The sequence below is a fragment of the Promicromonospora aerolata genome (assembly GCF_042682255.1).
Taxonomy (GTDB): Bacteria; Actinomycetota; Actinomycetes; order Actinomycetales; family Cellulomonadaceae; genus Promicromonospora; species Promicromonospora aerolata.
In genome coordinates, this window is the sequence record NZ_JBHUHF010000001.1 from 5,515,433 (window position 1) to 5,527,774 (window position 12,342).

At 71.8% G+C, this 12,342-nt stretch carries 10 protein-coding genes and 3 pseudogenes; 9 read left to right on the forward strand and 4 right to left on the reverse strand.

The genetic code is table 11. From position 1 onward, the window contains the following. Window positions 1-70: 70 nt before the first annotated feature. Both ACFSL2_RS24515 and ACFSL2_RS24520 read right to left on the reverse strand, forming a co-directional pair. The gene (locus ACFSL2_RS24515; RefSeq protein WP_377200341.1) at window positions 71-916 is read right to left on the reverse strand and encodes an OmpA family protein; all 846 of its coding nucleotides are present in this window, start codon (window positions 914-916) and stop codon (window positions 71-73) included. After that, entirely contained in the window at window positions 913-2,253 is a 1,341-nt protein-coding gene (locus ACFSL2_RS24520) for a helix-hairpin-helix domain-containing protein (protein ID WP_377200342.1), read from the reverse strand. Before ACFSL2_RS24520 ends, ACFSL2_RS24515 begins: the two co-directional genes overlap by 4 nt. Before the next feature lie 247 nt (window positions 2,254-2,500). On the opposite strand from ACFSL2_RS24520, the gene ACFSL2_RS24525 reads away from it, so the two are divergent. The 7 genes and pseudogenes from ACFSL2_RS24525 to era all read left to right on the forward strand — a co-directional run bounded on the left by ACFSL2_RS24525 (window position 2,501) and on the right by era (window position 7,927). Beyond that, window positions 2,501-2,851 (forward strand): HIT domain-containing protein, encoded by a 351-nt coding sequence (locus ACFSL2_RS24525; RefSeq protein ID WP_377200343.1) that lies wholly within the window; start codon window positions 2,501-2,503, stop codon window positions 2,849-2,851. Window positions 2,852-2,977: 126 nt separating this feature from the next. Beyond that, window positions 2,978-3,679, forward strand: a pseudogene (locus ACFSL2_RS24530) (PhoH family protein); the annotation flags it as partial. A gap of 369 nt (window positions 3,680-4,048) precedes the next feature. Next, window positions 4,049-4,489 (forward strand): annotated as a pseudogene (locus ACFSL2_RS24535) (LAGLIDADG family homing endonuclease); the annotation flags it as partial. 261 nt (window positions 4,490-4,750) lie between these two features. Then, window positions 4,751-5,113: pseudogene (locus ACFSL2_RS24540) on the forward strand (PhoH family protein); the annotation flags it as partial. Then, window positions 5,110-5,562, forward strand: a complete 453-nt coding sequence (gene ybeY / locus ACFSL2_RS24545) for an rRNA maturation RNase YbeY (protein WP_357468029.1) — start codon at window positions 5,110-5,112, stop codon at window positions 5,560-5,562. The pseudogene ACFSL2_RS24540 and the gene ybeY, both read left to right, overlap by 4 nt. A 5-nt stretch (window positions 5,563-5,567) precedes the next feature. Further along, complete coding sequence (locus tag ACFSL2_RS24550) at window positions 5,568-6,962, forward strand: hemolysin family protein (RefSeq protein WP_417629354.1); 1,395 nt, start codon at window positions 5,568-5,570, stop codon at window positions 6,960-6,962. After that, a complete protein-coding gene (gene era / locus ACFSL2_RS24555) occupies window positions 6,959-7,927 on the forward strand; it encodes a GTPase Era (RefSeq protein ID WP_377200345.1) in 969 nt (322 codons plus the stop codon). Before ACFSL2_RS24550 ends, era begins: the two co-directional genes overlap by 4 nt. Before the next feature lie 73 nt (window positions 7,928-8,000). Here the strand turns inward: era and ACFSL2_RS24560 are convergent, their stop codons facing one another. Next, on the reverse strand, window positions 8,001-9,191 hold the full coding sequence (locus ACFSL2_RS24560; protein WP_377200346.1) for an FAD-dependent oxidoreductase: 1,191 nt from the start codon (window positions 9,189-9,191) through the stop codon (window positions 8,001-8,003). A 69-nt stretch (window positions 9,192-9,260) separates the two neighbouring features. On the opposite strand from ACFSL2_RS24560, the gene ACFSL2_RS24565 reads away from it, so the two are divergent. Then, window positions 9,261-9,866 (forward strand): PadR family transcriptional regulator, encoded by a 606-nt coding sequence (locus tag ACFSL2_RS24565; RefSeq protein WP_377200347.1) that lies wholly within the window; start codon window positions 9,261-9,263, stop codon window positions 9,864-9,866. Between the two features lie 65 nt (window positions 9,867-9,931). Then, complete coding sequence (locus tag ACFSL2_RS24570; protein WP_377200348.1) at window positions 9,932-11,473, forward strand: alpha/beta hydrolase family protein; 1,542 nt, start codon at window positions 9,932-9,934, stop codon at window positions 11,471-11,473. On the opposite strand, the gene ACFSL2_RS24575 is transcribed toward ACFSL2_RS24570, so the two are convergent. Further along, window positions 11,455-12,264, reverse strand: a complete 810-nt coding sequence (locus ACFSL2_RS24575) for a 4'-phosphopantetheinyl transferase family protein (RefSeq protein WP_377200349.1) — start codon at window positions 12,262-12,264, stop codon at window positions 11,455-11,457. The genes ACFSL2_RS24570 and ACFSL2_RS24575 overlap by 19 nt on opposite strands. Window positions 12,265-12,342 lie beyond the last annotated feature (78 nt).

Here is a 12,342-nt window from a genome sequence, read left to right on the forward strand (position 1 = left end):
TGGTTGAGTGCTGGATATTTGTGCGATCAGGACGTCTCGACCGACAAATACCCAGCACTCAACGGGGCGGTCAGTTCTTGACGATGAACTCCACGCGGCGGTTCTTCTCCAGGTCCGCGAAGGTTCTCGGGACGACGCGCGGGTCGCTCTCGCCAAAGCCCTTCGACGTCATCCGGTCCCTGTCGACGCCCAGCTTCGCCAGCCGGTCGAGCACCTCGTCGGCCCGGCGCTCGCTGAGCCGCCGGTTGTGCGCCTCGGAGCCGCGGGAGTCGGTGTGCCCCTCGATGCGGACCTCGACCTCCGGGTGCTCCGCCAGCACCTCGGCCGCTCCCCGCACCACCCGGCGGCCGTCCCTGGTCAGCCGCGCGCTGTCGGTGACGAACGTGATGTTCGGGATCTCGACCAGGTCCTCCTGCGCCTGCTCGCGCTCCTGACGCGTCGGGCTACGCTCTGGCTCCTCGGCCTCTGCCTCGGCCGCCGCGTCGGCGCTCGCACTGTCCGATGCCGGCTCGGTCGGCTCGTCCATCGGCGTCGGCCCGGCGGACACGGGATCGCCGACGTCCACGACCGCCGTCCCCGCGGGCGCTCTCACTGACAGCGAGGCCTCCCTGTCCCCGGCGTCCGTGGACACCGGGCCGTCCGGCCCGTACGCCGCCGCCACCCGGATGCCCTCGACGCCGCTCACCACGGCGGCCGCCTCGATCGCCTCCATGGCGGTCGGGGCGGTCACGTCAGCGTCGCGGCCCGTGATCTCGACGTCCGCCCCGTAGAGCCGGGCCCCGGAGAGCGCCCCCTGCGCGCGCTCCGTCAGGTCCGACTCGATCCGCTCGCGGAACCCCGTGTCCTGGACGCCCGAGAGGGCGCCCAGGCCGAGGACCGCTACGAGCACCGGAGGGAGCACCGTCCTCAGGTTCATGCCGTGGCCTCGGGCCCCGCGTCGCCGCCGGCCGCCGTCTTCGCCTCGTCCTGCGTGAGGGCCGCGGCCTTGGCCTCGGCATCCTCGATCTCGTCGACGTCGGTGTAGTCGACGTTCTTCCGGAACTTCGCGGCACGGTCCTGCCCGCCGACCAGGTAGTCCTGGTACTCCTGCAGGCCGTCCTCGTCGCCGTCCGCGAGGTACTGGGCCTGGTCGGCCCAGCTCGCGGCAGCGGGAGCGAACTTGATGCCGCCCGTGGCGAGCGCCTCGCGGAGCTCGGACTCGGAGGCCCCCGCGACCTTCGCGTAGGTCGTGTAGCCGGCCGCCTTGAGCGTGGCGTCGATCTTGGGGCCGATGCCCTCGATGCGGCGCAGGTCCTGCGGCTCGGGCTCCGGCTCGGGCTCGGCAGCGGCGGCCTCGGCCTCGTCCGCGGCGAGCGCGGCGGCCTTGGCCTCGGCGCCCTCGATCTCGTCGACGTCGGTGTAGTCGACGTTCTCCGTGAACTTCGCGCGCCGCTCCTGGCCGCCCACGAGGTAGTCCTGGTACTCCTGCAGGCCGTCCGCGTCGCTGTCCACGAGGTACTGCGCCTGGTCGGCCCAGGTGGCGGCCGACGGCGCGAACTTGATGCCCTGGCCGGCGACGGCCTCGCGGAGCTCGTCCTCCGTCGCGGCGGCGATCGCGGCGTAGGTGGGGTAGCCCGCCGCCACCAGTGCGGCCGCGATCTTGGGGCCGATGCCCTCGATGCGCCGCAGGTTGTCGGGAGCCGCGGGGGCCTCGGGAGCCTCGGGGGTCTTCGGGGACTCCGTGCCGGCATCCGCCACGGTCGCGTCCTCCGTCTCGGCGGCCCGGCGTGCGACGGCCTCCGCCTCGGCGACGACGGCGGAGCCGGCGGCCTCGACCTCGACGTCTGCCGCACCGTCTGCCGCACCGTCTCCCGCACCGTCCTCGGCGGTGTCGGTGTCCGGACCCGGCGTGCCGTCCGCGCCGGTGGGGCCGGCGTCGGCCGTGGTGTCGGCATCCGTGGCGGCGGCCGCGAGCGCGGGAACGGGCTCGACGTCCGGCGTCTCGCCCTCGACCGTCTCGCCCTCGACAGTCTCTCCAGCGGCCGGATCACCTTCCGCGGGACCATCGTCCGCCCGCGATCCGGTCTCCGCGCCGGCGTCCGATGCCGCCGTGGCGGCGTAGTCCGCGCGTGCGGCGGCCGCGGCCTTCTCCGCCGCGTGCTTGCCCTTGGCGCGACGGCCCCAGACGAGCCAGCCGATCCAGATGCCGATCGCAAGGCCGATCAGGGCCGCGATGATGATGAATGCGAGCGATTGGGCAATGAACCAACCCACGCGAACCTCCAGGTGACTACTGCAGTGTGTGGTGTGCGGGTGACGACGGGATCCGCAGGGCTGACACCGACGAAATGGTGTCGCAGTACGCCAATCTCCATCGAACGCGACAAACTCTCCCACATCCCATTCACCCGGGCAGGACGAACCGGGTAACGGTACGGACAACCACGTCCCGGCCCTGCTCGCCGCCGCCCCAGCCGCTCTCGCGGGCCGTTCCGCGCACGCCCCCGGTAGCCTGCGAAGCATGACGAGTACCGACAGCCCTGACTGCCTCTTCTGCAAGATCGTGGCGGGGGACATCCCCGCCGATGTCGTGGCGTCGTCGGACACGGCGATCGCGTTCCGGGACATCGCCCCCAAGGCGCCCGTGCACGTGCTCGTGGTGCCCAGGGAGCACTACCCGGACGTGCCGGCGTTCGCCGCGTCGGACCCTGACGGCCTGGCGGCCGTCATCGGGCTGGCCGACGGCGTCGCCAGCGAGCTCGGCGACGGCCAGCACCGCCTGATCTTCAACACGGGGCCCAAGGCCGGGCAGACCGTGTTCCACGTGCACGCGCACCTGCTCGCGGGCGGGGAGCTGCCCGGCTTCGCCTGACGCTGGACGGGACACGGGAAAGACCGTGGCGGTACCCCGCCGGGTCGATAGGATGAGGGGGCCGTCATCCCTGCCGCACAGCATCCCTACCGCATAAGGAGCGGATCGGTCCCCCGGGACCGGCTCATGACAACTTCGCCCAGCACACAGTCCCAGACCCGGATCGAGCACAAGATCGTCGTTCCGGCCCATATTCCGACGGTCGCGCTCCTCGGGAGCCGGGACTCGGTGCTGCGGGCCGTCGAAGAAGGCTTCCCCGGCGTCGAGATCCATGTTCGTGGCAACGAGATAGCCGTGAACGGACCCGCGGGCGACGTGGCCCTGGTCACCCAGCTGCTCGACGAGCTGATCGAGGTCGTGGAGGCGGGCACGCAGCTCACTCCCGAGGTCGTGAAGCGCTCGGTCGCGATGCTCAGTGACGTGGCGGCGTCGCGTCCCGCAGAGGTGCTCACCTTCAACATCCTGTCCAGCCGGGGGCGTACGATCCGGCCCAAGACGGTGGGCCAGAAGGCGTACGTCGACGCGATCGACACCAATACCGTCACGTTCGGCATAGGCCCGGCCGGTACGGGCAAGACCTACCTCGCGATGGCCAAGGCGGTCCAGGCGCTGCAGGCCAAGCAGATCAACCGGATCGTGCTTACTCGCCCCGCGGTCGAGGCTGGTGAGAAGCTCGGCTACCTCCCCGGCACCCTGAGCGAGAAGATCGACCCCTACCTGCGCCCTCTGTACGACGCGTTGCACGACATGCTCGACCCCGAGCAGGTGCCCAAGCTGATCGAGGCGGGCACGATCGAAGTGGCGCCCTTGGCGTACATGCGAGGGCGCGCCCAGCCCTACGACGCGCAGGTCATGACTCCTGACGGGTACCGCCGGTTCGGCGACCTGGCAGTCGGCGACCTGGTGATCGGTTCGGACGGTCGCCCGACCCCCGTCATCGGTATCTATCCGCAGGGGCCGAAGGACGTGTACCGGGTCACGACCCAGGACGGTGCTTCGACGCTGACCTGCGGCGAGCACCTGTGGACGGTCCGTACCGCCTCGGACAAGCGTCGGGGACGATCGAGGACGCTCGAGACCCGCGAGATGATCGACAACCTCTGGTATCGACACACGCGTCGGTACGAGCTGCCCGTCGTCGCCCCCGTGCAGATGGTTCCACAGGACGTCCCGATGGATCCATATGCGCTCGGCCTGATGATCGGTGACGGGTCGTTCTCGACCCGTGCCACCCCCGCATTCACCACGGCTGACCCGGAGCTGGCGGAGGCGCTCGAGCGTGCTCTTCCTGGAATCGAGCTCGTGGACAAGGGCGGCTACAACTACGTCCTGCGTCACGTGCACGGCCACCGCGGCGGGGTCATCGTGGAGAACCCGGTCAGGGCAGCGCTGCGAGAGCTCGGGCTGGACGGTCGAAAGTCGGGCCAGAAGTTCGTGCCCGCGATCTATCTGAACAACAGCGTGGACGTGCGCCTCGGGACGCTTCAGGGACTTCTGGACTCCGACGGAGGTCCCACGACGCAGGACGGCAGGACGGCCCGGGTGCAGTACTGCACCACGTCGTGGCAGCTTCACAACGACGTCCTGCACCTGGTCCGGTCCCTCGGGGGTGTGGCCACCTCACGAGTTCGCGAGGCCGAGGGACGCAAGCCTGGTCCGGCCAACGGGCGGCCCGTGCCGTACAACGCGGACGCGTACGTCATCGACATCCGACTGCCGGAAGGTGTCCAGCCGTTCCGTCTTACCCGCAAGCGGGAGAAGTATGACGCGCACGGCGGGGGTAGACCGGTGCGATTCATCGATTCGATCCTTCCGGCGGGTGTCCAGGACACGATGTGCATCCAGGTCGCGGCGGAGGACTCGCTCTACGTCACCGACGACTTCCTCGTGACCCACAACACCCTGAACGACTCCTTCATCGTCCTGGACGAGGCGCAGAACACCTCGACCGAGCAGATGAAGATGTTCCTGACCCGCCTGGGGTTCGGCTCCAAGATGGTGATCACGGGCGACGCCACCCAGGTCGACCTGCCCGGTGGCACCACGTCCGGTCTGCGGGTGGTCGAGGACATCCTGCTGGGCGTCGACGACGTCGAGTTCTGCCGCCTCACGTCCTCCGACGTGGTACGGCACCGACTGGTGAGCGACATCATCGACGCGTACGCGCGCTGGGACGTGCTCACCGACGACCGCCGGCCGGGCCGGCAGCCGCAGGACCACCGTCAGGGCGGTAACCAGGGGAGCAAGAGGCAGCGCCGGTGAGCATCGAGGTCAACAACGAGTCCGGGTTCGAGGTCGACGAGGCGGAGTTCGCCGCGCTCGGCCGGTTCGTCCTGGACGCCATGCGGGTGCACCCGCAGTCGGAGCTGTCGATCATCTTCGTCGACACCACCGTCATGTCCGACCTGCACGTGCAGTGGATGGACGAGCCAGGACCCACCGACGTGCTCTCCTTCCCGATGGACGAGCTGCGTCCCGGGCGTGACGGCGACGTCACCCCGGCCGGCACGCTCGGCGACATCGTGCTGTGCCCGGAGGTGGCGGTCACCCAGGCCAAGGCCGCCGGCCACTCCACGACCGAAGAGCTCCTGCTGCTGACCACGCACGGGATCCTGCACCTGCTCGGCTACGACCACGCCGAGCCGGAGGAGGAGAAGGAGATGTTCACGCTCCAGCGCAAGCTCCTCCTGACCTTCCTCGCCACTCGGTGACCGGCGTGATCGTCCTCCTGCTGACCCTCGTCATGCTGGTCGGCCTCTCCCTGGCGGGCATGCTGTCGGCCGGTGAGGCGGCGCTCCTGCGCGTCACCCGCGCGTCCCTGACTGAGGCGCTCGCGGAGGCGGAGCTGGGCCAGTCGCCCGAGCCGGAACGCGCCGCGCGGATCCGGCGCGCCCAGGCGCTCGTCGTGGACCCGACGGCGATCGTCGCCTCCTTCGCGCTCGTGCGCGTCATGTCGGAGGTGGTCGCCATCGCGGCCGGGACCCTGCTGGTGCAGCAGGCGATCCCGGGCGAGGGCGTGCCCAACGAGCTGCCGGTCATGCTCATCGCGCTCGTGGTGGGCGTGGTGATCGGCGTCATCTTCGTGCGGGTGTCGCCCCGCGCGCTCGGCTTCCGCAAGCCGGTGGCCGTGCTCCTCGCCCTGGTGGGGCCGCTGACCGGGGTCTCCCGTGCGGTCGCGTGGCTGACCCGGTTCTCGGTGCCGCGGTACGACCCGTCGCCGCCCACGGAGGCCGAGCTGCGCGACATCGCCGACCGGGTGGGGGAGAGCCTCTCGGAGAGCAGCGCGTTCGAGGAGTCCGACCGGGAGCTCATCCGCTCGGTGATCGAGCTGGGCGGCACCATCACCCGTGAGGTCATGGTGCCGCGCACCGACATGGTGACCGTCGCGGCCGACACCTCCCTCGACCGGGTGCTGCGGCTGCTGCTGCGCTCCGGGTTCTCGCGGGTTCCGGTGATCGGGGAGTCGGTGGACGACGTCGTCGGCGTCGCCTACCTGAAGGACGTGGTGGCCGCGGTGCACTGGCCGGTCGGTGACGACGGCGGTGCGCGCGAGCCGTCGCAGCGCCCCGCCGGGGACGTGGCGCGCGACGCCGTCTTCGTGCCCGAGTCCAAGCCGATCGACGACCTGCTGCGCGAGATGCAGGCCTCGGCCAGCCACATCGCGCTCGTCGTGGACGAGTACGGTGGCGTGGCGGGGCTGGTGACCATCGAGGACCTCCTGGAGGAGGTGGTCGGTGAGCTCACCGACGAGCACGACACCGTGCCCGTCCAGGAGGTGGAGGACCTCGGCGACGGCGTGCTGCGGGTACCGGCCCGACTCCCGGTGGACGAGCTCGGCGCCCTGTTCGACCTCCGCCTGGACGACGACGACGTGGACACCGCCGGCGGTCTGCTCGCCAAGGCGCTGGGCAAGGTGCCGCTGGCGGGCTCGTCCGCGGAGGTGGGCGGCATGCGCCTGGAGGCGGAGCGGGTAGAGGGGCGCCGCAAGCAGATCTCCACGATTCTCGTGCACCGCACGGAGCCAGCAGCAGAACCGGATGACAGCAACGGTGGTCCGGAGCAGAACGACCACCGTGATCAGAAGCGTGACCCGAAGGAAGTGACCTCGTGAGCGACCAGCCCGCAGTGCATCAGACCGCCCCACACCGGAGCGGCTTCGCCTGCCTGGTGGGCCGGCCCAACGCCGGCAAGTCCACCCTGACGAACGCGCTGGTGGGGCAGAAGGTCGCGATCATGTCGGCACGCCCGCAGACGACCCGGCACACGATCCGGGGGATCGTGCACCGGGAGGACGCGCAGCTCGTGCTCGTGGACACGCCCGGGCTGCACCGCCCGCGCACCCTGCTGGGCGAGCGCCTCAACGACCTGGTGCGCGACACGCTGTCCGAGGTGGACGTCATCGCGTTCTGCCTGCCCGCCGACCAGAAGGTGGGTCCGGGCGACCGGTACATCGCGGCCCAGCTGGCCGAGCTGATGACGGGACGTAGAGGCAGGCCCGTGGTCGCCGTCGTGACGAAGGCCGACCTCGTACCGCGCCCCCAGCTCATGGAGCACCTCGTCGCCGTCGACCAGCTCGCGCGGTCCGTCGACCGCGAGTGGAACGACATCGTGCCGGTGTCCGCGAAGGACGGCTACCAGGTCGAGGAGCTCGAGGCGGTGCTCGTCTCGCACCTGCCCGAGGGGCCCGACCTCTACCCGGACGGCGAGCTGACCGACGAGCCCGAGGCCGTCATGGTGGCCGAGCTCGTGCGCGAGGCGGCCCTGGAGGGCGTGCGCGACGAGCTGCCGCACTCCCTCGCCGTGGTCGTGGACGAGATCGTCGAGCGCGAGGGCACGGGCGACCCGGCCAAGGGCAAGCCGGCCCTGCTGGACGTGCGCGTCAACCTGTTCGTGGAGCGCGACTCCCAGAAGGCGATCATCATCGGCCGCGGCGGGTCCCGGCTGCGGTCCGTGGGCACCGAGGCGCGCCAGGGCATCGAGAAGCTGCTGGGCCAGCGGATCTACCTCGACCTGCACGTCAAGGTCGCCAAGGACTGGCAGCGGGATCCGAAGCAGCTGCGCAGGTTGGGCTTCTAGCCGACGCGGAACGAGGCGCAGTACGACCAGGGACACGCTGGACCGGCGGACGGATCGCGCCCGACGACGTCCGCTATGTGCGGGTCGGTTCGGCCCAGTCGACGCGGTAGTCGGTCACCCAGTCCCGCGTGGTCCGGGCGGCGGCCCTGCTCACGAGCGGCAGGATCACGCGATCACGCAGCACGCGGGTGAACGGGTTCGGGATCTTCTGGTTGGAGGTGCGCTTCGCCTGGGCGATCAGCTTCTCCACCCGTACCCGGCGCAGGGCCTCGAAGCCCGCGAAGGCGGCGGCGGGGTCGTCGTGGTCGCGCAGGAACCGTGCGAGGAGCACGCCGTCCTCGATCGCGAGCGACGCCCCCTGGCCCGACGTCGGTGAGATGCCGTGTGCGGCGTCGCCGACCAGCCCGATCGGCCCACGGTGCCATACGGGCACGGTGGGCAGGTCGAGCGTGTTCCACGGCGCGATAATGCTTGGCGTCGCGGCGATCAGGTCCAGCGCCGGGCCGTCGTCGTCGGCGAACAGGTGCTCGAGCTCGGCGCGCCAGCGGGCGGGCGTGCGGGCCGCGAGCTCCTCCGGTGTGGCCGCACGGGCCTGCGGCACGTTCGCGAACCACCAGACGTCGCCCGCCCCGCGGTTGACGTAGGCGAAGAACGCGCGCCGGCCGAAGATCATGGTGAACAGCCCCTCCGGCGTGTCCACCGGCACGCCCGAGGCGTAGCCGCCGGTGTTGAGCAGGCCCGTGTAGCGCGGGGGCGGGCAGCGGGGGTCCAGGACGGTCCGCACCCGGGAGTGCAGCCCGTCGGCCCCGATGAGCACGTCGCCCTCGGCGGTGCCGCCGTCCGCGAACGTGGCGACCACCGTGCCGTCCGGCCGGGCGGTGGCATCGACGAGGCGCCTGCCGTACTCGATCGGGATCCCGCGGTGCACGGCCTCGTCCCGGAGCCGGATGTAGAGGTCCGAGCGTCGCACGGTCTGGCTGACCGTGCCCGCGTCGTCGTCCCGGCTCATCGGGAGGTGCGCCAGGAGCCGGCCGGACGCGCCGCGCAGCTCCAGCGCGTGCGTGTCGAAGCCGCCGAGGTCGCGATGGTCGATCCCCAGCACCGCGAGGGCGGCCAGGCCGTTCGTGGCGAGGTTGAGGTAGGCGCCGACGCCGTCCGCGGTGCGCTGGTACGCCTCGTGGATGGTGGCGTGAATCCCCGCCTTCTGCAGGGCCATGGCGGTCACGGGCCCGGTGACGCCCGCTCCGATGATGATCGCTCTCATTTGCTCACCATAAAATGGGTGACCATAAGATGGCAAGCCTTCACGCCGGGACCTCCTAGGCTGAGCCTCGTGACTCAGAACTCTCGGCCGCGCTCGCCGTTGGCGATGGTGCTGCTGGCTCTGCTCGCCGAGGGGCCCATGCATGCGTACCGCATGCAGCAGCTGATCAAGACGCGGCGCAAGGACGACGTCGTCAACGTGGCGCGCAGCAACAGCGTCTATCAGACGATCGAGCGCCTGCTGCGGGACGGCCTCATCGAGGTCCACGAGAAGCTGGTGACCGATTCCGGCCCGGCCCGGATCGTCTACGCCCTGACCGACGCGGGCAGCGACGCCCTGCGGCGCTGGATGGACGCGGCCCTCGCCACGCCCGCACGCGAGTTCCCCGAGTTCCGGGCGGTGCTCGCCGTGGTGGCGATCACCGGGCCGGACCTCGTGCGCGACCGGCTCGAGGAGCGTGCCGCGGCGCTCGAGGCCGTGCTGGAGCGGTGTGGCCGGGAAGTGCTGACCGCGCGGGAGTGGGACCTGCCCAGGGTGGTCATGCTCGAGCAGGAGCACCTCGTGGCCGTCACCCGTGCGGAGCTGGAGTGGGTGCGCGGCGTGGTGGCCGACCTGCGGTCGGGCGTGCTGACCTGGGACACCGCGGAGCTGCTGGCGGCCCGGCCGGGCGAGTGAGCCCGGCCGGGTGCCGTGCCGCCCGCCGGATCGAAGGGCGGGCCCGCCGGGCGTAGCATCCGAAGGTGTTCTTTCGGACCGTCGCCACCTCCGCCGCGATCCTGGTCACGCTCGCCCTCACGGGTGCTGTCGCCGGCCCGGCCTGGGAGCCGGAACCGGTGGTCGACCACCTGGAGCCGGCCACCGGGTCGACGGCGATCGGCGGCACCTCGGCCGCCGACGGCGAGCCGGGCGACTACGGGGTGCGCGAGTCCGCCGTCACCATCCCGCTCGCCGACGGGCTCGAGGTGGGCGGGCTGCTCCGCGAACCGGACGGGGCGCCGGACGAGGCACGTCCCGGCATCGTGTTCGTGCACGGCGCCGGCACCGGCATGGCCGCCGACGCCTTCACCCTGGCCGCGACCGCTCTGGCCAGCGCCGGGATCACCACGCTCGTGCCCGACAAGCGGCTGGACAACTACTCCACCCGGCACCGCGACTACGAGGCGATGGCGCTCGACTACGCGTACTCGGTCAGCTACCTGCGCGAGGTCCCCGGGGTCGACCCGGCCTCCGTCGGGCTGTACGCCGAGTCGGAGGGCGCATGGGTGTCGCCCGTGATGATGGTCGACGACCCGCGGCTCGCGTTCCAGATCCTGGTCTCCGCCCCCGTGGTGCCGCCACGGCAGCAGGCCGCGTACGCCGTCGACAACTACCTGCGGAACACGGACGTGCCCGCCGGGGTCTTCCGGGCGATCCCGCGCGCGGTCGGGATGCGGCTCCCGGGCGGAGGGTTCGAGTACGCGGACTTCGACGTACGACCGTGGCTCAGGGAGCAGACCGCCCCGATCCTCGCCGTCTACGGCACCGACGATGCCTCGATGCCGCTCGAGCAGGGCGCGCGCGAGCTGCTGGCCGACGCCGACGACGTGACCGTGCGCTTCTACGACGGCGCCAACCACGGCATCAACGTGGAGACGCCCGACGGGCTGGTGCTGCACCCCGACTTCGCGGCCGACGTCGCCGGCTGGGTGCTCGGGCTGCCCGCCACGGCGTCCGCCCCGCCGCAGGTCGCGGGCGCCCAGCCCGAGCAGCTCTACCTCGCGGCCCCGGTGCCGCAACCACAGTGGTACGGCGACGGGGACTGGCTGGTCGGGGTGGTCGTCACCGCCGGCGGGCTGCTCGTCGGCGGGCCGCTGCTCGTGGGCGGTGCGGTGCTGACGGGTCGCCTCGCCCGACGGCGTTCCGGCCGCCCGGGCGTGCGGCTCGCCCCGGGGCTGCGCGCGCCGCTGGCCGGGCTGGCGGTCGGTGCCGCGGCGACGACGATCGGGCTCGTCGTGTACCTCGCCGCCGTCGCCCGCCTCGCGCTCGAGTACGAGAAGGACGCGCTCGTGGTCCAGGGCGGCTGGATCGGCGTGCGACTGCTCGGCATCGTCACCGTCGTCGCGGCGGCGCTGCTGCTCAACCGGGTCCGGGACCTGCGCGGGCGGGTCGCGCACGCCGAGGGCACCGAGCTCCCGTCGCGGGCCGCCGCGGTCGTCTCGACCGGCTTCTGGCTGACGGTGCTCGGCGCCACGGTGCTGCTGGTGACCCTGGCGTACTGGGGCGCCTACCAGCTGGGCATCTGACGTCCCGCGTCGGTACCCACGGGGAGGAGGGATCTCGCCGGGGCACGGACGGTCGCGGAGGGCGGCGTGACGCCACCGGGCAACGCGTCCGGGAGGCGCAGGTGCCGCACGTGGTCCACGTGCGTGGTCGTCGCCAGCGCCGCGCTGTGGCCCGCCGGGGCCGGCACGTGCGTCAGGTACGGCCGCGGGTAGGGGAGCCGGACCGACGGGTCACGCGTCAGCAGCGTCGGGCGCGGCCCTGTCACGTCGAGGTCGCGCAGCGGGATCGTCAGGCCGTGCCCGGCCAGCTTCGCCGTCGCCTCCTTGCGGGTCCAGTACGCGAGCAGGGCGTCGGCCCGGTCGCGGGCCGGGAGCCGGCGCCACGCACGCCGCTCGGCCGGTGTCAGCACGGCGGCGGCGAGGTCCTCCACGTCACCGTCCGCCGGGCGGGCGTCGAGGTTCGCGCCCACCCGGCCGTCGCCCACCACGGCGACCAGCACCCAGGCCCGCGTGTGCGAGACCGAGTAGTCGAGGGACGCGCCCGGGACCTGCGGGCGCCCGTGCTGCCGGTCACCGCAGTGCTCGCACGACCGGTCCACGACGACCTCGCCGGGGGAGACGCCGAGATAGCGCGCCAGGATCAGCCGTTGGGCCGCGCGCGATGTCAGGTGCACCGCGGTGGCGACCTCGTCGAGGCCCACGAGCTGCTCCCGATCCGGTACGGTCAGCAGGCGCGTCCAGGCTTCCCGGCGTCCGACCGGAACGAGCCAGACGTCGCAGGTGCGGGATGCTGGTGCGGCAGCTGAGTCCACTGCGTTCTCCTGTGCCCTCGACGTGTTGTCGGCTGTCGCCGACGGTGGTGTCCTACCCACGTCGAATGTGATGGACGT

Bases quoted from the DNA above. Each gene is read 5' to 3' on its own strand.
- ACFSL2_RS24525 (WP_377200343.1), top strand. From the start codon at position 2,501: ATGACGAGTACCGACAGCCCTGACTGCCTCTTCTGCAAGATCGTGGCG.
- ACFSL2_RS24560 (WP_377200346.1), bottom strand. From the start codon at position 9,191: ATGAGAGCGATCATCATCGGAGCGGGCGTCACCGGGCCCGTGACCGCC.
- ACFSL2_RS24515 (WP_377200341.1), bottom strand. From the start codon at position 916: ATGAACCTGAGGACGGTGCTCCCTCCGGTGCTCGTAGCGGTCCTCGGC.